At 68.6% G+C, this 18205-nt stretch carries 20 protein-coding genes and 1 riboswitch; of the genes, 3 read left to right on the top strand and 17 right to left on the bottom strand.

The features are described 5' to 3' along the window. Window positions 1-37 precede the first annotated feature (37 nt). From Q9R02_RS00210 to Q9R02_RS00155, 12 genes are all read right to left on the bottom strand, one after another. The gene (locus tag Q9R02_RS00210) at window positions 38-364 is read right to left on the bottom strand and encodes a DUF2469 domain-containing protein (protein ID WP_305994634.1); all 327 of its coding nucleotides are present in this window, start codon (window positions 362-364) and stop codon (window positions 38-40) included. 66 nt (window positions 365-430) lie between these two features. Continuing rightward, window positions 431-1111 carry a ribonuclease HII gene (rnhB, locus tag Q9R02_RS00205; protein ID WP_305994633.1) on the bottom strand — a complete coding sequence of 227 codons (681 nt, stop codon included), beginning with the start codon at window positions 1109-1111 and terminating at the stop codon, window positions 431-433. A gap of 2 nt (window positions 1112-1113) precedes the next feature. Continuing rightward, window positions 1114-1944 carry a signal peptidase I gene (lepB, locus tag Q9R02_RS00200; protein ID WP_305994632.1) on the bottom strand — a complete coding sequence of 277 codons (831 nt, stop codon included), beginning with the start codon at window positions 1942-1944 and terminating at the stop codon, window positions 1114-1116. A 19-nt stretch (window positions 1945-1963) separates the two neighbouring features. After that, window positions 1964-2656 (bottom strand): signal peptidase I, encoded by a 693-nt coding sequence (gene lepB, locus Q9R02_RS00195; RefSeq protein ID WP_305994631.1) that lies wholly within the window; start codon window positions 2654-2656, stop codon window positions 1964-1966. Window positions 2657-2713: 57 nt separating this feature from the next. Continuing rightward, window positions 2714-3073: a 50S ribosomal protein L19 gene (gene rplS / locus Q9R02_RS00190; RefSeq protein WP_305994630.1), complete on the bottom strand. Its 360-nt coding sequence runs from the start codon at window positions 3071-3073 to the stop codon at window positions 2714-2716. Between the two features lie 225 nt (window positions 3074-3298). Then, window positions 3299-4111: a tRNA (guanosine(37)-N1)-methyltransferase TrmD gene (trmD, locus tag Q9R02_RS00185; RefSeq protein WP_305994629.1), complete on the bottom strand. Its 813-nt coding sequence runs from the start codon at window positions 4109-4111 to the stop codon at window positions 3299-3301. A 4-nt stretch (window positions 4112-4115) separates the two neighbouring features. Continuing rightward, the gene (gene rimM / locus Q9R02_RS00180) at window positions 4116-4670 is read right to left on the bottom strand and encodes a ribosome maturation factor RimM (RefSeq protein WP_305994628.1); all 555 of its coding nucleotides are present in this window, start codon (window positions 4668-4670) and stop codon (window positions 4116-4118) included. A 113-nt stretch (window positions 4671-4783) separates the two neighbouring features. Beyond that, entirely contained in the window at window positions 4784-5026 is a 243-nt protein-coding gene (locus tag Q9R02_RS00175; RefSeq protein ID WP_305994627.1) for an RNA-binding protein, read from the bottom strand. After that, window positions 5027-5440, bottom strand: coding sequence for a 30S ribosomal protein S16 (rpsP, locus tag Q9R02_RS00170; protein WP_305994626.1), 414 nt, complete (start codon window positions 5438-5440; stop codon window positions 5027-5029). A 205-nt stretch (window positions 5441-5645) separates the two neighbouring features. Further along, the gene (locus Q9R02_RS00165; RefSeq protein ID WP_305994625.1) at window positions 5646-6092 is read right to left on the bottom strand and encodes a hypothetical protein; all 447 of its coding nucleotides are present in this window, start codon (window positions 6090-6092) and stop codon (window positions 5646-5648) included. 110 nt (window positions 6093-6202) lie between these two features. Further along, complete coding sequence (locus tag Q9R02_RS00160) at window positions 6203-7081, bottom strand: VOC family protein (protein WP_305994624.1); 879 nt, start codon at window positions 7079-7081, stop codon at window positions 6203-6205. A gap of 100 nt (window positions 7082-7181) precedes the next feature. Then, entirely contained in the window at window positions 7182-8297 is a 1116-nt protein-coding gene (locus Q9R02_RS00155; RefSeq protein ID WP_305994623.1) for an amidohydrolase family protein, read from the bottom strand. 33 nt (window positions 8298-8330) lie between these two features. After that, window positions 8331-8438: riboswitch (TPP riboswitch) on the top strand. Here Q9R02_RS00155 and thiC point away from each other — a divergent pair. Beyond that, the gene (thiC, locus tag Q9R02_RS00150; protein ID WP_425279184.1) at window positions 8429-10174 is read left to right on the top strand and encodes a phosphomethylpyrimidine synthase ThiC; all 1746 of its coding nucleotides are present in this window, start codon (window positions 8429-8431) and stop codon (window positions 10172-10174) included. Its footprint overlaps the riboswitch before it by 10 nt. An 81-nt stretch (window positions 10175-10255) precedes the next feature. Here the strand turns inward: thiC and Q9R02_RS00145 are convergent, their stop codons facing one another. The 3 genes from Q9R02_RS00145 to ffh form a co-directional block, all read right to left on the bottom strand. Further along, window positions 10256-10714: a GNAT family N-acetyltransferase gene (locus Q9R02_RS00145; RefSeq protein WP_305994622.1), complete on the bottom strand. Its 459-nt coding sequence runs from the start codon at window positions 10712-10714 to the stop codon at window positions 10256-10258. Window positions 10715-10826: 112 nt separating this feature from the next. Next, entirely contained in the window at window positions 10827-11336 is a 510-nt protein-coding gene (locus Q9R02_RS00140; RefSeq protein ID WP_342006864.1) for an alpha/beta fold hydrolase, read from the bottom strand. A 6-nt stretch (window positions 11337-11342) separates the two neighbouring features. Then, window positions 11343-12908 carry a signal recognition particle protein gene (gene ffh / locus Q9R02_RS00135; protein ID WP_305994621.1) on the bottom strand — a complete coding sequence of 522 codons (1566 nt, stop codon included), beginning with the start codon at window positions 12906-12908 and terminating at the stop codon, window positions 11343-11345. A gap of 142 nt (window positions 12909-13050) precedes the next feature. On the opposite strand from ffh, the gene Q9R02_RS00130 reads away from it, so the two are divergent. Further along, window positions 13051-14454, top strand: coding sequence for a glucose-6-phosphate dehydrogenase (locus tag Q9R02_RS00130; RefSeq protein ID WP_305994620.1), 1404 nt, complete (start codon window positions 13051-13053; stop codon window positions 14452-14454). A 74-nt stretch (window positions 14455-14528) separates the two neighbouring features. Here Q9R02_RS00130 and Q9R02_RS00125 read toward each other — a convergent pair whose 3' ends face one another. After that, window positions 14529-14867 carry a P-II family nitrogen regulator gene (locus Q9R02_RS00125; protein WP_305994619.1) on the bottom strand — a complete coding sequence of 113 codons (339 nt, stop codon included), beginning with the start codon at window positions 14865-14867 and terminating at the stop codon, window positions 14529-14531. Next, the gene (locus tag Q9R02_RS00120; RefSeq protein WP_305994618.1) at window positions 14864-16228 is read right to left on the bottom strand and encodes an ammonium transporter; all 1365 of its coding nucleotides are present in this window, start codon (window positions 16226-16228) and stop codon (window positions 14864-14866) included. Before Q9R02_RS00120 ends, Q9R02_RS00125 begins: the two co-directional genes overlap by 4 nt. 379 nt (window positions 16229-16607) lie before the next feature. Here Q9R02_RS00120 and Q9R02_RS00115 point away from each other — a divergent pair, with 379 nt between their 5' ends. Next, window positions 16608-18203 carry a hypothetical protein gene (locus Q9R02_RS00115; RefSeq protein ID WP_305994617.1) on the top strand — a complete coding sequence of 532 codons (1596 nt, stop codon included), beginning with the start codon at window positions 16608-16610 and terminating at the stop codon, window positions 18201-18203. Window positions 18204-18205: the final 2 nt, after the last annotated feature.

The following is an 18205-nucleotide window of genomic DNA, read 5'->3' as shown; positions in this document are numbered from 1 at the left end:
ACAGCCGGCCCTCGCCAGTACATCTCAGACGGAAACGTCAGTTGCCCAGGTCGCCCGCCTGGCTCAGCCCCAGGTCGTCATTGCGGGGCAGTTCCTCGACGTTCACGTCCTTGAAGGTGATGACACGGACGTTCTTCACGAAGCGGCCGGTCCGGTACACGTCCCACACCCAAGCGTCGTTCAGCGTGACGTCGAAGTAGACCTCGCCATCGGCGCTGCGGGCCTGAAGGTCCACGTGATTGGCCAGGTAGAAGCGCCGTTCCGTCTCCACCACGTAGCTGAACAGCCCCACCACGTCCCGGTACTCCCGGTACAGCTGAAGCTCCATCTCGGTTTCGTAGTTCTCAAGGTCTTCGGCACTCATGGGTCCATCTTCCCCCAGTCCCGCCACGGACGCATATCGGACGGCCACGGCGCGGCGGCAGAAGGCTCAGAGCAGCTTCCAGGTCCTCCGGTGCTGTACGGACGGTCCGAGCTGCCGGATGGCGTCCTTGTGGGCCGCCGTGCCGTAGCCCTTGTTCACATCCCAGCCGAACACCGGCTCGGCCGTGGCGAGCTCCGCCATGATGGCGTCCCGTTCCACCTTGGCCAGAATGCTGGCAGCAGCGACCCCCTGGCAGTCCATGTCCGCCTTGATCCGCATGGTGACCGGCAGATCGCGGATCTCCGGACGCGCCTCGGTGAGCGCGCCGCCGCGCAGCGCGTCGAACAGCGACGCCTCCGGACGGCGGAGCCAGTTGTGCTTGCCGTCCAGCAGAACGGCGTCGGCGGTCCCGCCGTCGTCGAGCACGGACTCCCACGCGCGCTGCGCCGCGAGAGCCAGCGCCTCGATGATCCCGAGCGAGTCGATCTCGCCGGCTGAGGCGTGCCCCACCCCGCTGAAGGGCGCCCAGCCCTTCACCACAGGGGCGAGGGCCTCCCGCCGGGCCGGGCTGAGGAGTTTGGAATCCCGTACCTGGGGCAGTTCCTCCAAAGAGGCGAGGTCCAGAACGGTCAGTCCGACGCTCACCGGACCGGCCAGAGCGCCCCGGCCGACCTCGTCCAGACAGGCGAGGAAGCGTACGCCCGGTCCGGCCAGAGACCGTTCGAACTCCAGAGTGGGGGCGGCCACCGCTATTCCCCCGAGTGGCCTGTCAGGACGGCCGGAAGCTGTTCAGGGCGCTGCGCAGAGTCCGGTTCCAGGGCCTTGGACGGCACGGGGACGTTCTTGAAGACGTCCGGGTAGTTGCCCAGCACGCCCATGCGGTTGATCGGGAGCACGATGACTGCGGCGCGGCCCTCCACGTCGCTGATATCGACGAATCCGTTGCCGGGGCCGCCGATGTGGGCCCGGGAGTCCGCCGAGTTGTTGCGGTTGTCACCCATCACCCAGATCTTGCCCGCGGGGACGGTCACATCGAACTTCTGCGGGATCGGCTTGCTGTCCGGGTTGATGTACGGCTCGTCCAGGCCGATGCCGTTGACCTGGATCCGGTCCTGGGCGTCGCAGCAGACCACATGATCACCGGGCAGCCCGATGACGCGCTTGACAAGGTACTGCTTGGACTCATCCGGCACCAGTCCCAGGAATGCCAGCGTGTCCGTCACCCAGCCGAACGGCCCCCGGTCCGTCTGCTCCACCGAGGGCAGCCACTCCTTGGAATCCCGGAACACCACCACATCGCCACGCTCCAGCCCGATGGGATTGGGCACCAGACGGTTGACGAAGATCCGGTCGTTGATCTCGAGCGTCTTCTCCATGGAGGCGCTGGGCACGTAGAACGCCCGGAAGAGGAAGGTCTTGATCAGGAAGGACAGCAGCACCGCCACTCCGACGATGACGCCGATCTCCTTCAGGAGCGACAGCAGGGGGTGTTCCTTCTTCCGCCGCTTGCCCCGGTCCCTGCGGCTCTGTTCCGGCGCTTGCCCGGCCTCGTGCTCCGGTTCGGGATGGTTTGCGCCCAATGCTGTCCTCACGCTCAGGTCAACGGCCAGCTGCCGGTGACGGGATCTGTCTCAATCTATCAAGTGGCCAGACGATCTCCTCCGGCCGTCCCAGCACCTCGCCCACCGGGATCATCCCTCCGCCTGGAGCCCCCAGGAGCGAGCGGGAGTCCCGGGACACCGATCGGTGGTCGCCCATGAGCCACAGTGTGCCGGGCGGCACCTGAACCGTGAAGGCGAAGTCCCCGGCCACGTCACCCGGATACAGATACGGCTCGTGGACCGCGGCGCCGTTGACCTCAAGCCGTCCCGACGCCGTGCAGCAGTGCACCCGGTCGCCCGGCACGCCGATCACGCGCTTGACGTACACCGTGTCCTGGCCGATGACGCCCAGCCACTGGCCCACGGACGTGAAGAAATCCAGCACCGGCCCCTTGCCGCTGTCCGCCGGGGACAGGGAACCCCGCCCGTCGAAGACCACCAGGTCTCCCCTGGCCGGAAGATGACCCTGGTAGGCGGTCCGGGAGACCAGGATGCGGTCACCCTCCTGAAGCAGCGGCTCCATGGAGGCGGAGGGGATGTAGAAGACGTCAACCCAGAAGGCCCGGACGCAGGAGATGAGGACCACGGCCAGGACCATCCCGAACACCAGGAAGCGCCCAATTCCCAGAAAACGCCAGGGAGCAGCGAAACGCCAGCCCCCGGCCGGGGACTGGCGTTCCGTGATCTTCATGCGAAGGAGATCTTCCGCAAGGACGGCCGCAGATGACGCGGCCGGACTCGTGAAGGACTACTTGGCGTTGCCGAAGTCGCGCTTCTCCTTGATCTTCGCGGCCTTGCCGCGCAGAGCACGCATGTAGTACAGCTTGGCGCGACGGACGTCACCGCGGGTGACGACCTCGATCTTCTCGATGATCGGGGAGTGCACCGGGAAGGTACGCTCCACGCCGACACCGAAGGAGACCTTGCGGACCGTGAAGGTCTCGCGCACACCGGCGCCCTGACGGCCGACGACGAAGCCCTGGAAGACCTGAACACGGGAGTTCTTGCCTTCGATGATGTTGACGTGCACCTTGAGGGTGTCGCCGGGGCGGAAGTCGGGGACGTCGTTGCGCAGGGACGCTGCGTCGATGGAATCGAGGATGTTCATGAATCCACTCCTGGCGGACGCCACAGGTCATCCGCTTTGGTAGCCGGTATCCTGACGGCCAAGCCGGGCGGGATACCGAAGTGTGCTCGCCGCGGTCCCCGGGATGGGTCCCACGGTGGTCCTCCTGTCGACTGCGCGCCCCCTGTGGCAGGTGGCGGTCCAGGGGACACCAAGAATCAATTCTGCCACAGCGGTGGCGCACCGGCCAATCGGCCGGCGGACGGCTCAGGAGGCTGAGCCGCCGTCCACACGGCGCACCAGGCGGCCGCCGACGACGTCGTACCCCAGCAGCGCGAACGCCTCACGGTCCGCGCCGGGCAGTGAGCCAGCGTCGAAGTCCTCCAGCAGGTCTGGCCGGCGCGCGGCCGTGCGTTCGAACTGCTGGTGGCGGCGCCAGCGGGCGATCTTGCCGTGGTTGCCGGAGAGCAGCACCTCCGGCACCTCGTGACCGCGCCAGGCGGACGGCTTGGTGTACACGGGGTACTCCAGGAGGCCGTCCGAGTGGGACTCCTCCACCAGGGACTCCGCGTTGCCCACCACGCCCGGCACCAGACGCCCGATGGCCTCCACCATGGCCATGACGGCCACCTCGCCGCCGTTCAGGACGTAGTCGCCCAGGCTGACGGGGCGGACGTCGAAGTGCTCACGGGACCAGTCCAGGACACGCTCATCGATGCCCTCGTAGCGGCCGCAGGCGAAGACCAGGTGATCCTCCTCGGCCAGCTCGTACGCCATGGCCTGCGTGAAGCGGGCGCCGGCTGGCGAGGGGACGATCAGGAGGGGACGCCGTGCACCCTCCGCGGGCTCAGCGGCGTCCAGGACGGACTCGAGCGCCTGCGCCCACGGCTCCGGCTTCATGACCATGCCGGCACCGCCGCCGTACGGGGTGTCGTCCACGGTCCGGTGACGGTCCGTGGTGAAGTCCCGCAGATCGTGGACGTCCAGGGACAGCAGGCCGTCCTGGCGGGCTTTCCCGATCAGGGACAGGGTGAGCGGCTGCAGGTACTCAGGGAAGATGCTGACGACGTCGATGCGCACGGGCTCAGTCCTCGCCCTCGCCTCGCGGCGCCTCGCCGTCGTTCTTCTCGTCCAGGTTGAGCTCCAGGAGGCCGGGCGGCGGCGTGAGCAGCACGTACCCGTCCTCCAGGTCGATCTCCGGGACGATCTCCTCCACGAACGGGACCAGGACCTCGCGGCCGTCGGTGGTCTTGACCACCAGCAGGTCCTGCACGGGCATGGTGGTCAGGCCTGCGACGGTTCCGACCGTCTCCTCCCCCACCCGGACGTCGAGGCCGAGCAGCTCGTGCTCGTACCAGCCGTCGTCGTCGGCTTCCTCCAGCTCGTCGGTGTCGACGAAGAGGTAGGTGCCGCGGAGTTCCTCGGCCCGGTTACGGTCCGCCACGGAGGCGAAGCCGAGCAGGAGGATGCCCTTGTTCCAGCGCGCGCTGGTGACGGTCAGCGGGCCGTTCGCGGCGGGCTTGGTGGCGAACTCGGCGCCCGGGATGAAACGGCCCTCGGGGTGATCGGTGAAGACCTCCACCGTGAACTCGCCACGGATGCCGTGCGGTTTACCCAAGCGTGCGACCTGGAGCTCCATGGTCCTCCTGTCAGTGATGCAGCAGTGAAAAAGTGTCTGGAAAGGAAACGGCCCCTCCACCCCGCGGGGTGGAGGGGCCGTTCAAGGCTGAGCCTGAATGTCCCAGGCCGGTTCTAGCGGCGACGGTCGCCGTCGACCACGTCCACGCGGACCGGGCCACCCTCGGAGAGGGCGCCCACCACCGTGCGGAGTGCGCGAGCGGTGCGTCCCTGACGGCCGATCACTCGGCCCAGGTCGTCGTCGTTCACACGAACCTCGAGGCTTTCACCGCGGCGGCCATGACGGGCCGCGACGGTGACGTCCTCGGGGCTGTCCACGATGCCGCGGACCAGGTGCTCAAGAACCTCGGGGAGCAATTACTCGGCCTCGGTGGTCTCGGCGGCTTCCTCGGAAGCCTCCTCGGCCTTCTTGGCCTTCGGGGTGATGGCTTCCGGCAGCACGACGGAGTCGGTGGACGGAGCCACGAACGCCGGCTTGGCTTCCTTGGTCTTCAGGGTGCCCTCGGCGCCCGGGAGACCCTTGAACTTCTGCCAGTCACCGGTGATCTTGAAGATGTTCAGGACCTGCTCGGTCGGCTGGGCGCCGACGGACAGCCAGTACTGAGCACGCTCCGAGTCGACCTCGATGTAGGAGGGCTGCTCGGTGGGGTGGTACTTGCCGATCTCCTCGATGGCGCGACCATCGCGGCGGGTGCGGGAGTCCGCAACGACAATACGGTAGTACGGTGCGCGCATCTTGCCGAAGCGCTTGAGGCGAATCTTAACGGCCACGGTTGTGGTCACTCCTGTTTCTGAAACGGGGTCGAACCCGGCTTTCTGCTCCCGTGGGGCGGGCCATACTCGGGGGTTCTGAGTTCTTGATGCTTGCGCAGGTAGAGGGGCTGCGCAGATCAGGTACCCGTCCATTATGCCAGAGACGCGCAAGGGCGCCTAATACCGGACACGCGCATCCGGCGCAGGCGCCCTTGGCTGAGACTCAGGCGGACCAGAGGTACAGGCGTTCCTTGGAACCGGCATCGAGCCTGCCGGCCAGCGCGGCCAGCGCGAGCAGGTGCCCCTGCGCCTCCTGGAGGCTGAACGGGACGTCCTCCTCTTCCACCCAGCGGCCGGCGACGGCGTCCAGCGCAGGGTCCTCGCCCTCGCTCTGGTAGCGGGGCAGTTCTTCCAGCACGCGGACGGCGGAGTCCGGGAAGGTGTAGAGCTCGTCGACGGCGATGTCCGCCATCTCGAGCTCCTGCTCGCCGGCGCTGTGTACGGCGACGGCGGCCAGGGAGCAGAGCTGCTCCACCTCGAAGTCGCTGATGCCCGGGATGCGCAGGGCCTTGGCGCCGGGGGCGCCTCCGGCGGAGAGCTCCCCGGCCCTCTGGATCGCCTGCGGGTGGGTGGCGACGAATACTTCGACGAAAGCGTCCGACTGACTCATGTCATCCTCGAAAGTTCGGATCACGGTCCCGTGACGGGCCGTGGAAACGGGGCGTTGGCACTCGCAGGGTATTCAGTTCTCCAGGACGGCGGGAGCCGCATGGCTTAACGCTATCCCACCGCCACGCGCAGGCGGTTGCGCCACGGATCCTCGAAGCGCAGCTCCGCGCCCGTGTGGTGATGCGCGATCCCGGCGACCCGCAGGCGGTCGGCCAGCGCCGCGACGTCGTCCGCGGAAGGAACCCGGATGAGCACCTCACCCAGGCCCAGCGTGTCCTTGCGCGGCCCGGCGCCGCGGCTGTTCCAGACGTTCATGGCCATGTGGTGGTGGTAGCCGCCGGCCGAGACGAACAGGGCGGAATCGCCCATGATCGCAGTGCGCTCGAAACCGAGCGTCTCCACATAGAAGGCCTGCGCGGTGGGGACGTCGCCGACCTGCAGGTGGACGTGCCCGACGTCGGCCGGGGACTGCCGCTGCCCCTGCAGCGCCGCCTCATCCAGGTGGGTGTTGAGGTAGCCGTTGGGGTCCAGCGGGAGGGAGTCCATGACCACGTCCCCGGCATTCCAGTTCCACTCGCTGCGCGGGCGGTCGTAGTAGAGCTCGATGCCGTTGCCCTCCGGGTCACCGAAGTAGAAGGCCTCGCTGACCAGGTGGTCCGCGCTGCCCTGGTACAGCCGGGCGTCGTAGGAGGCCGCCGTGGCCACGGTGGCCGCGAGCTGCGAGCGCTCCGGGAACAGAAGTGCCGTGTGGAACAGACCCGCCTCACCTCGCCCGGGAAGGTGGAGTCCCTGAGCGGGGGCCAGGTGGACCAGCGTGTTCGCGCCGCGGCCGAGGGCCAGGCCACCATCCTGCTCGGCGAGCACCTCCAGGCCGAGGGCGCGCTGGTAGTAGTCGCTCATGAGATTCATGTCGGAGACCTTGAGCATGACGGTCCCCATGGCGAGGTCCGCGGGCAGGAGGTCCTGGGAGTGGGCAGCTGATGCGTTCATGTCCTCGTCAATTACTTGAAGCTTCAATTTATTCCGGAACGGCCGTTGAGTGCTCACTTGTGGCGGGATATTCGCGATTCATCCCGCCACAAGTGAGCACTCAACCACCCACGGGTGATCCGTCCAGGATCACGTGGCGTGGCGTGGCGAGCACGGCGAGGTTCTTCCGCGGGTCCTGAGTGTAGATGACGGCGTCCGCGGGGGCACCCTCCTCCAGCCCTTCCGCCCCGAGCCAGGACCGCGAACCCCAGCAGGCGGCGTCGAGCGACTGGGTGGTGGTCAAGCCCGCCCGGTGGAGTTCATGGATCTCCTCCGCCAGCCGCCCGTGCGCGATCACCGTCCCCGCATCGGTCCCCGCGTAGATACGCACCCCGGCTGCGTGCGCCCGGGCGACGTTCTCGTAACGCCGCTCCCAGAGCGCTTGCATGTGGGCCGCGTAGACGGGGAACTTCGGCTCCGCCTGCGCCGCGATGTCCGGGAAGGTGGCGATGTTGACCAGCGTGGGGACGATCGGGATCCCCCGCTCCACAAGCTTCGGCAGGTGCTCCTCCTGAAGGCCCGTGGCGTGTTCGATGCAGTCGATGCCGGCCGCGATCACGTCGTCCAGTACTTCCTCACCGAAGCAATGCGCCGTGACCCGGGCACCCTCCTCATGCGCCGCGGCCACCGCCTCGGCCAGCACATCCGCCGGGAAGGACGGCTTCAGGTCCCCCTCGGACCGGTCGATCCAGTCCCCCACGAGCTTGACCCAGCCCCGCGTATCGGCCTCCATGGACAACTTGGCCTGCTGCCGGACCGTGTCCACGAGGTCCCTGGCCTCGACCTCGATGGCCAGGCCCCTCAGGTACCTCCGCGAGGCCGCCACGTGGCGCGCGGAGCGGAGGATCTTCGGCGACTCCGCGTGTCCGGCGAGCCATCGCGTGTCGGCCGGGGACCCGGCGTCGCGCACCAGCAGCGTGCCCGCACGCAGGTCGGTGCGCGCCTGCCGGAGGGTCAGGTCCTCATCCGCGGCCCCTCCGGATGTCAGGCCGATGTGGCAATGGGCGTCCACCAGACCCGGCAGCACCCAGCCGTCCAGCCGGATGTCCGGTTCCCTGGGCGGCATCCGGAAAGTGAGCCGCCCGTCCACGGACCACAGGCCCAGGGCCTCATCGTCCGGGCCGAGGAGCACGGGTCCGGTGAACTCGATGAGGGGGCGGTGTCGCATTTCTGGCATGACTCAAGGGTAGAGCTCCGCGTGCTACTGTGTTCGCGACCACACGGGTGTCCCGGCAAGGGGCTGAGATCGGACTGACGCCGTCCGGACCGTAGAACCTGACCGGGTAATGCCGGCGAAGGAAGTGAGCAATGATGAAATCCTTACAGCAATCCCCTGCCCACAGCCTCGACTACCTCGAGGGCGAGGACGGCATCCGTGTCCCCGTCACCAGCATCAAGCTGGACGCCTCACCGGACGGGACCCCCAACCCGCCCTTCCAGGCGTACCGCACGGTGGGTCCCGGAAGCGAGCCGGAGCGCGGTCTCCCGCCGCTGCGCGCCGAGTGGATCCAGGCCCGCGAGGACGTGTCGGCCTATGAGGGCCGCGAGCGTGATCTGCTCGACGACGGCCGCTCGGCCGTGCGCCGCGGCGCCGCGTCCGATGAGTGGCTGGGCGAGCGCCGGGCGCCTCTCGTGGCCCTCGACGGACGGCGGGTGACCCAGATGCACTACGCCCGCGCCGGGACAGTGACCCCGGAGATGCGGTATGTGGCGCTCCGTGAGAACTGCCCCGTGGACCTCGTGGTGTCCGAGGTGGCCGCCGGCCGGGCGATCATCCCGGCCAACATCAACCACCCTGAGTCCGAGCCGATGATCATCGGCAAGGCGTTCCTGGTGAAGATCAACGCCAACATCGGCAACTCTGCCGTGACCAGTTCCATCGCGGAGGAGGTGGACAAACTCCACTGGGCCACCCTCTGGGGCGCGGACACCGTCATGGACCTCTCCACGGGAGACGACATCCACACCACCCGCGAGTGGATCCTGCGCAACTCCCCCGTGCCCATCGGCACCGTGCCGATCTACCAGGCGCTGGAGAAGGTCAATGGCGAGGCCTCGGCCCTGACCTGGGAGATCTTCCGCGACACCGTGATCGAGCAGTGCGAGCAGGGTGTGGACTACATGACCATCCACGCCGGCGTGCTGCTGCGCTACGTGCCTCTGACCGCGGACCGCGTGACCGGCATCGTCTCCCGCGGCGGCTCCATCATGGCCGGCTGGTGCCTGGCACACCACCAGGAGAACTTCCTGTACACGCACTTCGACGAGCTCTGCGAGATCTTCGCGAAGTACGACGTCGCGTTCTCCCTGGGTGACGGTCTGCGCCCGGGCTCCACGGCGGACGCCAACGACGCCGCGCAGTTCGCCGAGCTGGACACCCTGGCCGAACTGACCAAGCGGGCCTGGACGTACGACGTCCAGGTGATGGTGGAGGGCCCCGGCCACATCCCGTTCCACCTGGTGCGGGAGAACGTGGAACGCCAGCAGGAACTGTGCGACGGCGCTCCCTTCTACACGCTGGGCCCGCTCGTCACGGACGTGGCCCCGGCGTACGACCACATCACGTCCGCGATCGGCGCCACGGAGATCGCCCGCTACGGCACGGCCATGCTCTGCTACGTCACACCCAAGGAACATCTCGGCCTGCCGAACCGGGACGACGTGAAGACCGGCGTGATCACCTACAAGATCGCCGCACACGCCGCTGATCTGGCGAAGGGTCACCCCGGTGCTCACGAACGGGACGACGCCCTGTCCAAGGCGCGCTTCGAGTTCCGTTGGCGGGACCAGTTCTCCCTGTCGCTGGACCCGGAGACGGCGGAGGCGTTCCATGATGAGACGCTCCCGGCCGAGCCGGCCAAGACGGCGCACTTCTGCTCCATGTGCGGGCCGAAGTTCTGCTCCATGCGCATCTCCCAGGACATCCGGGACGCTTACGGCTCCCGGGAGGCTCAAGAGGCGCTGGCCGGGATGGCCGCCAAGAGCCAGGAGTTCCTGGAGCAGGGTGCCAAGGTCTACATCGAGTCCATCCCCGTCGGGGCGCCCGGGGCCTAGCCGGATCCGGAAATCCCCGCCCTTGTGGTCTTTCCCTGCCGCTGCAGCGCAGGGGAATGTCCGCAAGGGCGGGGATTTCCGTCAACGGGACAGCATGGCCCGCATGGCGGGATAGGCCGTGGGGCGGAAACCGGCCTTCTCATACATGCCCGTGCCGGCCGGGGTGGCCATGAGTTCGGCGCGGGCGATGCCCGCGGCCCGGGCCCAGGCCATGGCCGCCTCGAAGGCGGCACGGGCATGTCCGCGGCCGCGGTGCTCAGGCAGGGTGCAGACGTTGGTGATCAGCACGTCCCGGCCCTGCGGTACGGCGGGTGACGGGGCGGAGTCCCGGATGGACGCGACGGCGCAGGCGACCACGAGGCCGGACACCTCCACCACGAAGATCCCGTGCTCCGGGTGGGCGATCCGGTCCCGGAACCACTCCCGGGCCGGCTTCTTCCAAGCGTCACCACCGGGGATGTGGCTCATGGCGGCGAACATCTCCGCCCGGAGGGCCACGAGCACGTCGGCGTCACCGGTACGTGCGGCTCTGACAGTCATGATCGCCATCATCCCATCTTGCTGAAACAGTGGGTTTCCGCTGAAACAGTTGGTTTAGACCACTGTTTCAGCGGAAACCCACTGTTTCAGCGGAGGGGTTGGAACTGGGGCCTCAGGCGTTGCGGCGCAGAAAGTCCTTGATCACGGTGGCGCCCTGCGGGGAGTCCTGGGGGCGGTGACCGCCGGGCGCCACATGATGTTCGGCACCGGAGTCGGCCAGCAGCCGGGCCGTGCGCTCATAGGCCGGCTCCCAGCCTCCGGAGAGGACCAGCGTGGGAACCCCGGGGATGATCCCGGCTCGTGCATCGCCCGGGTCCGGCGAGGTGAGCGACGGCAGCCACGGCTCGCAGAGCACCAGCGCGCGCACCAGGTCCGGATGCTCGACGGCGGACGTGAGGGCCGCCGTCGAGCCCTCACCGTGGGCGATCAGCACGGACGGCTTGCCGTCCAGTGTGGTCAGGATCTCCTCCGAGTCCAGGGACGATCCGGCGTCCTGCCGCAGGAACAGGGCGTCGAACTCCAGGGCCAGGCCGTGCTGGCGCGGCCACGCCGCGGCCCCAGACGCGTCACGTCCGGGGACCAGGACCACCCGGGGCCGGGCGGCGAGGCTGCTCAGGCTCAAGGCGCCTTATTTGCCCAGGAACTTCTCGAAGCCCTTGGGGAGCTCCATGGTGGAGGGGTCGAAGTCCTGGGCCTGCTGGCCGAAGGACGCACCGCTGGGCTTGCTCGCCCGGCGCTCCTGGGCTTCACGCAACTCCTGGGCGGCCTTGGCCGGGTTCCCGGAGCGGGGCTTCTTCTTGTTGGCGTTCTTCGCGGCCTTGCGGGCCGTCCCGCCGCCGGCGCCCATGGACATGCCGGGCATGCCCGGCATCCCGCCCTGCGCCATCTTCTTCATCATCTTCTGGGCCTGGCCGAAACGCTCCAGCAGGCCGTTGACCTCGGAGACGTGCACGCCGGAACCGCGGGCGATGCGGGCGCGGCGTGAGCCGTTGATGATCTTCGGGGCCAGGCGCTCGTGCGGGGTCATGGAACGGACCATGGCCTCCACGCGATCGATCTCCCGCTCGTCGAACTGCTCCAGCTGCTGACGCATGTTCTGCGCGCCCGGCATCATCATGAGCATCTTCTTCATGGAGCCCATCTTGCGGATCTGCTGCATCTGGGCGAGGAAGTCCTCGAACGTGAAGTCCTCCTGGTCGGCGAACTTCTTCGCCATCCGGGCGGCTTCATCCTTGTCCCAGTTGGCCTCGGCCTGCTCGATGAGGGACAGGATGTCGCCCATGTCCAGGATGCGGGAGGCCATGCGGTCCGGGTGGAAGAGCTCGAAGTCGTCCACGCCTTCGCCCGTGGAGGCGAACATGACGGGCTTGCCGGTGACGGATGCCACGGACAGCGCGGCACCGCCGCGGGCGTCGCCGTCGAGCTTGGAGAGCACCACGCCGGTGAAGTCGACGCCGTCTTCGAAGGCCTTCGCCGTGTTGACGGCGTCCTGGCCGATCATGGCGTCGATGACGAAGAGGACCTCGTCCGGGGTGATGGCGTCGCGGATACGGCGCGCCTGATCCATCATCTCGGCGTCGACGCCGAGGCGGCCGGCGGTGTCCACGATGACCACGTCGTGCAACTTCTGGCGGGCCTCGGCCACACCGGCCTCGGCGACGGCGACCGGATCGCCGGTGGGGGCGTCGAACTCGCTCGTGGTGCCCGGGTGCGGGGCGAAGACGGGGACGCCGGCACGCTTGCCGACCACCTGGAGCTGAGTCACGGCGTTGGGACGCTGGAGGTCACAGGCCACCAGCAGGGGGCTGTGACCCTGGCCCTTGAGCCACTTGGAGAGCTTGCCGGCCAAGGTGGTCTTACCGGCACCCTGGAGGCCGGCGAGCATGATGACGGTGGGCGGGTTCTTCGCCAGGCGCAGACGGCGGGTCTCGCCGCCCAGGATCGTGACGAGCTCCTCATTGACGATCTTGACGACCTGCTGGCCCGGGTTCAGAGCACCGGACACCTCGGAGCCGAGGGCGCGTTCCTTGATGCGGGAGGCGAATTCACGCACCACCGGGACCGCGACGTCGGCGTCCAGGAGGGCGCGACGGATCTCGCGTACGGTTGCATCGACGTCGGCCTCGCTCAGGCGGCCCTTGCCGCGGAGGTTCTTGAACGTCGCTGTCAGCCGGTCAGAGAGTGAATTGAACACGCGCCGCGCACTTCTTTCGCAAAGAGGTTCCAGGTGTGATGGCCCCGCGCCGGTAAGACGGCACCACGGACCCCGCGCCAGGGCGGCACGGTCTTTCAGCTATCCAGGGTACCAAGTCTCGCCCCGGTGGTGGCATGCTTTCATGGTGACAAGCGCTCGACGCGCCCGGCGGTCCCGGGCCAAGGACATCCAGACACTCCTCATCCTGGGGGCTTCCGGCGACCTCACGGGACGGCTCCTGCTGCCCGGGCTCGCTTCCCTGGTGACGGCGGACCGCGCACCGGGCCTGCGCCTGGTCGGCGCGGGTGCCGAGTCCTGGACGCCCAGCAAGTGGCAGCGCCGCCTGGCCAAGTCGCTGCCCCTCGACGCCGACGCCGATGCCACCGCACGCTGGAAGGAATTGGCCGCGACATCGGTCTACCACAGCCTGGACGTCACCGCGAAGGGTGAACTCGCCGCATTCCTGAAGACGCTGGACGGCCCTGTGGCCGTCTTCTTCGCGCTGCCACCGCGCATCAGCCAGGCCGCGTGTGAGAGCCTCTCCCCCGAGGACGTGCCGTTCGGCACGCGCCTGGTGCTGGAAAAGCCGTTCGGGTCCGACGCCGCCTCTGCCCGGGAGCTCAACGAGACCCTCCGCCGGCTGGTCCCGGAGGACCACATCCACCGCGTGGACCACTTCCTGGGTAAAGGCATGGTGCTGAACATCCTGGGCATGCGCTTCGCCAACCGCTTCCTGGAACCGCTGCTGAACCGCGACCACGTGGCCGAGGTGGAGATCATCTTCGATGAGGACCTGGCCTTGGAGGGCCGGGCCGGTTATTACGACAGGGCCGGCGCCCTGCGGGACATGATCCAGAGCCACCTCCTCCAGATCATGGCGCTCATGGCCATGGAACCCCCCGCCACCCTTCACGAGCGCGATCTGCGGGACGGGATCGCCACGGTCCTGCGGGCATCCAGGGTGGCCACGCCGTTCCGGAAGAACACCCGCCGCGCCCGGTACACGGCCGGGAGGATCAGCGGCCGGAAGGTCCCCGACTACGTGGCCGAAGAGGGCGTGGACCCGGACCGCCTGACCGAGACCTTCGCCGAGGTGCGCCTGGAGATCAACAATTCCCGCTGGTCCGGCGTGCCGTTCATCCTGCGCAGCGGCAAGGCCATGGGCACCGCGCGGAAGGAGGCCGTGGTCCGTTTCCGGCCCCTGGCCCACCTGCCGGCCGGCTTCACCGGGACCGATGAGCCGGACGAGCTCCGTATCGGATTCGGCCCGGACACTCTGAGCATGACGCTGGACGTCACGAGCGCCGGCAACGCCTTCGAACTCTCCCGCGCGGAACTGACCACCGAACTCCACTCCTCCGCGCTCCTGCCCTATGGCGAGGTCCTGGACGGCGTGCTGCACGGGGACCCGCTCCTGTCCGTCCGTGACGACGTGGCGGAGGACTGCTGGCGGATCGTGGACCCCGTGCTGTCCGCCTGGTCCCACGGCCGGGTGCCGCTGGAGGACTACCCGGCCGGCTCTGGCGGCCCGGCGGCCGACGCCTGACGGCGGCCCCGCACACTCAGACTGCACGACGTCGGCGCACCCTCCGCGTGAAAGGTGCGCCGACGTCGTCGTGCTCAAATGGCCGCGGCTCCCCGCTCTCCGGTTCTGACCCGGATCGCTTCGTGCACGTCCACCGTCCAGACCTTCCCGTCCCCGGCGCGGCCGGTGTTGGAGCTGGCGATGATGACGTCCAGGATGTCGTCCGCCGTGTCGTCGGTGGCCAGGACCTCCACCCGGAGCTTGGGGAGCATGTTCACGTTGTACTCCGCGCCCCGGTACACCTCCGTGTAGCCGCGCTGCCGGCCATAGCCGTTGGCCGCACTGACCGTGAGCCCCTGGACCCCGTACGCCTCCAGGCCTTCCCGGATGCTCTCCAGCTTCTCCGGCCGGACGATCGCCGTGATGAGTTTCATGCGTCCACACTCTCCTTCCGTTCCCCGCTGCCGGACGGCACACCGGCCGCATCCTGCTGGAACTCCGCTGCCTTCCGGTCCAGCGTCTGGGCCAGGGCCTCCAGCGACTGCTGGGGCTGGAAGGTACCGCCGTGCCCGGCCAGGCCGAACTCGTAGGCGGACTCGGCGTGGAGGGTGAGGTCCACCCCGATCTCCTCCTGCTCCTCGGAGACCCGGAAGCCCATGGTCTTGTGGATCGCGAAGCCGATGACCGCGGTCAGGATGGCCGTGTACCCGACCGAGAAGCCCGCCGCCGCCAGCTGGGAGATCATCTGGTCCCAGCCGCCGCCGTAGAAGAGGCCGGCGCGGGAACCGTCCACCGGGATCGCGATGAGGCCGATGGCGAGGGTGCCGATGAGGCCGGAGACCAGGTGGACGCCCACCACGTCCAGGGAGTCGTCGTAACCGAAGCGGAACTTCAGGCCGACCGCGAGCGCCGAGGCCACACCGGCCACCACGCCCAGGCCGATGGCGCCGATCGGGCTGACGTTGGCACAGGCCGGGGTGATCGCCACCAGACCGGCCACCACGCCGGAGGCCGCTCCGAGGGAGGTCGGGTGACCGTCGCGGATCCTTTCCGTGACGAGCCAGCCGAGCATCGCCGCGGCGGGGGCCGCCATGGTGTTGATCCAGATCAGGCCACCCTGCTGGGCCGTGGTGGCGGCACCGGCGTTGAAGCCGAACCAGCCGAACCAGAGGATCGCCGCACCGAGCATGACGAACGGGATGTTGTGCGGGCGGTGGTTGGGGTCCTTGCCGAAGCCGCGGCGGTTGCCGATGATCAGGACCAGGATGAGCCCGGCCACACCGGCGTTGATGTGAACCACAGTGCCACCCGCGAAGTCGATGGCCGGCCCGAGGGCCTTGCCGATGGCGCCGTCCGCGCTGAAGAGGCCGCCGCCCCAGACCATGAACGCGATGGGGCAGTACACCAGCGTCACCCAGACCGGGACGAAGGCGGCCCAGGCGCCGAACTTGGCCCGGTCCGCGATGGCGCCGGAGATCAGAGCCACCGTGATGATGGCGAAGGTGGCGGCGTAGCCGGCCTTGATCATGCCGTCCGGGGTGCTCAGGTTGTGCAAGCCGAAGGTGGTGGCCGGGTTGCCGAACAGCCCCAGGATGCTGTCACCCGTGGCCATCGAGTTCCCCCAGAGCACCCACACCACCCCGACGATCCCGAGGGAGATGAAGCTCATCATCATCATGTTCAGGGCCGCCTTGGCCCGGGTCATGCCTCCGTAGAAGAAGGCCAGGCCAGGGGTCATGAACAGCACCAGGGCCGCCGCCACCATGAGCCAGACATTGGTCGCCGTGAGTTCCATGGCTTCCGTCCTCTCTTGCTGCAGGCCGTCATTCCTTCGGGCCGGTTGAGTCCTCGACGCTGCTGCGTCCTGGTATCAACTGTCGGCCCCGGATGTTTCGCCTGGCACGACGCCGGATTTCGCTCCTGTTACGCTTCCGGCCCGGGTGTGAAGGACGGGTGTCGCTCATGTTTCCGGAAGGTTTCACGGCCCGCTCCGCGTGCGCTCATAGACTGGTGGCTCATCACCGCACGCGCCGCCGCAGGCGCAACCATTCCCTGGGAGCACCATGAGCGAGACCCCTCCGTCATCACCCACGCCGTTGGGCCGCCGGCCCGGCGCCCCCGGCGGCCGCCGCAGAGCCGGTGGGACCGCCCGGTCCCGGAAGAGGACCGCGTGGGTGAGCGCCGCCGTCGTGGCCGCCCTCGCCGTGGGCGGGGCCGCGGGGGCCGTGCTGCTCAACCCTTCGGGAAGCCCGTCCGTGGCACCGGCTTCGCCCGGCAGCTGGCCGGCGCCCACCGCCTCCGGCCCGTCCATCGCCCTGCCGGCAGCTGAGTACCGGCAGCCCGGACCGCCGGCCGGTTCACCGCTGCGCCCGGTGGAACCACTGGCCGTCACGGTCTCGGCGGATCCGGCCGGGACCCGGCTGAACAAGGGACTGGTGGGGCTCTCCCTGGAGCTGACCGACCTGGCACTGCCGTCACTCTCGGCAGGCAACACGAGCCTGGTGGGTGTCCTGAAGTCCCTGAACGGCCCCATGCTCCGCTTCGGCGGCAACTCCGTGGAACGGCGGGCGTTCTGGACCTCATCCGATGAGAGCCTCCCGTCCCGGGTCCATGGCGACGCCACGCACCCGGTGGCGCGCATCGTCCCGGATGATCTGCGGCGGCTCAAGACGCTGCTGGACGCGACCGGATCAACGGCCGCGATCGTGGTGGACCTGGCGCATCTGGAGCCGGAGCGTGCCGCGGACTTCGTGAAGCACGCCCGGGACATTCTCGGCGACCGTTTCCTGGGGTACACCCCCGGCAATGAACCGAACGGCTATGAGAGCAACGGGATGCGGCCGGCGGGCTGGGGCGAGGCGGGCTACGTCAAGGACGCCCAGGCCTACGCTGCGGCCGTCGCGAAGGCAGCCCCCGGCGTCCCCGTGATCGGCCCCGGGACCTATTCGATGGCCTGGGGCAAGACCTTTGCCGCGGCGGACTTCCCTGAGCCGAGGGTCTACGCCTTCCACCACTACCCGTTCTCCAGCTGCAACGGATCGGATCCCGGCGGCAAGCCGACGTTCGCCAATCTGATGAACCGCGAGGCCCGGGACGGAGGCATCGGCTTCCGGCAGCGGATGATGGACGCCGCCGTGAAGAACGGACTCCCCGTGTGGATTCCGGAGGCCGGGACGTCCGCGTGCCCCGGCTACCAGAACGAGACGAACAAGTCCCATGCCTCCGCCTTGTGGAGTGTCGATTACGCACTCAGCTCCGCGCAGCTCGGCGTCGAGCGTATCGGCTTCCATTCCTCCCTCGCCGCGTGCACCGGCGGCCCGTCCATGTCCTCCGTCTGCAACACGGGCACCATGGCGGCGCCGTCCGGCGAGTTCCAGACGCGCGCCAATTTCTGGGGCGAAGCCTTCACGGCCCAGCTCCCCGCCGGCGACTACCTCAAGCTGGATGCGTCTGGCGACCGGCTCAGCTACGCCTACGCGATCCGCAGCTCAGCGGATGAGCTCAGCGTGGTGGTCATCAACACCAACGACCCCCGTACCGCGGCGCAGACCCCGGTGACGCTGAAGCTGCCGTTCTCCGCAGCCCGAGGCACCATGGCCCAGCTGCAGGGACCCTCCTATGAGGGGACGGACGCCACGGTGATCGACGGCCGGAAAGCCGTGGCCGTGCCCGAGCCGGAGCGTCCGGGAATCCCCGGGTACCGCGGCGGCGACACCGTGACACTGCCGCTCACCGCGGGCACTGCGACGGTTCTGACGTTCCGCCGCTGAGC

Origin of the sequence: Arthrobacter horti, assembly GCF_030731045.1 — a bacterium.
In the GTDB taxonomy this organism is placed as follows: domain Bacteria; phylum Actinomycetota; class Actinomycetes; order Actinomycetales; family Micrococcaceae; genus Arthrobacter_E; species Arthrobacter_E nanjingensis.
The sequence above is the reverse complement of the archived record's forward strand: the minus strand, read 5'-3'. Positions and strand labels throughout refer to the sequence as shown.

Coding starts and splice junctions, on each gene's coding strand:
- Q9R02_RS00210 (WP_305994634.1), bottom strand. CDS start 364: ATGAGTGCCGAAGACCTTGAGAACTACGAAACCGAGATGGAGCTTCAG.
- lepB (WP_305994631.1), bottom strand. CDS start 2,656: ATGAAGATCACGGAACGCCAGTCCCCGGCCGGGGGCTGGCGTTTCGCT.
- rplS (WP_305994630.1), bottom strand. CDS start 3,073: ATGAACATCCTCGATTCCATCGACGCAGCGTCCCTGCGCAACGACGTC.
- rimM (WP_305994628.1), bottom strand. CDS start 4,670: ATGGAGCTCCAGGTCGCACGCTTGGGTAAACCGCACGGCATCCGTGGC.
- Q9R02_RS00165 (WP_305994625.1), bottom strand. CDS start 6,092: ATGAGTCAGTCGGACGCTTTCGTCGAAGTATTCGTCGCCACCCACCCG.
- Q9R02_RS00160 (WP_305994624.1), bottom strand. CDS start 7,081: ATGAACGCATCAGCTGCCCACTCCCAGGACCTCCTGCCCGCGGACCTC.
- Q9R02_RS00155 (WP_305994623.1), bottom strand. CDS start 8,297: ATGCCAGAAATGCGACACCGCCCCCTCATCGAGTTCACCGGACCCGTG.
- thiC (WP_425279184.1), top strand. CDS start 8,429: ATGATGAAATCCTTACAGCAATCCCCTGCCCACAGCCTCGACTACCTC.
- Q9R02_RS00145 (WP_305994622.1), bottom strand. CDS start 10,714: ATGACTGTCAGAGCCGCACGTACCGGTGACGCCGACGTGCTCGTGGCC.
- Q9R02_RS00130 (WP_305994620.1), top strand. CDS start 13,051: ATGGTGACAAGCGCTCGACGCGCCCGGCGGTCCCGGGCCAAGGACATC.
- Q9R02_RS00125 (WP_305994619.1), bottom strand. CDS start 14,867: ATGAAACTCATCACGGCGATCGTCCGGCCGGAGAAGCTGGAGAGCATC.
- Q9R02_RS00120 (WP_305994618.1), bottom strand. CDS start 16,228: ATGGAACTCACGGCGACCAATGTCTGGCTCATGGTGGCGGCGGCCCTG.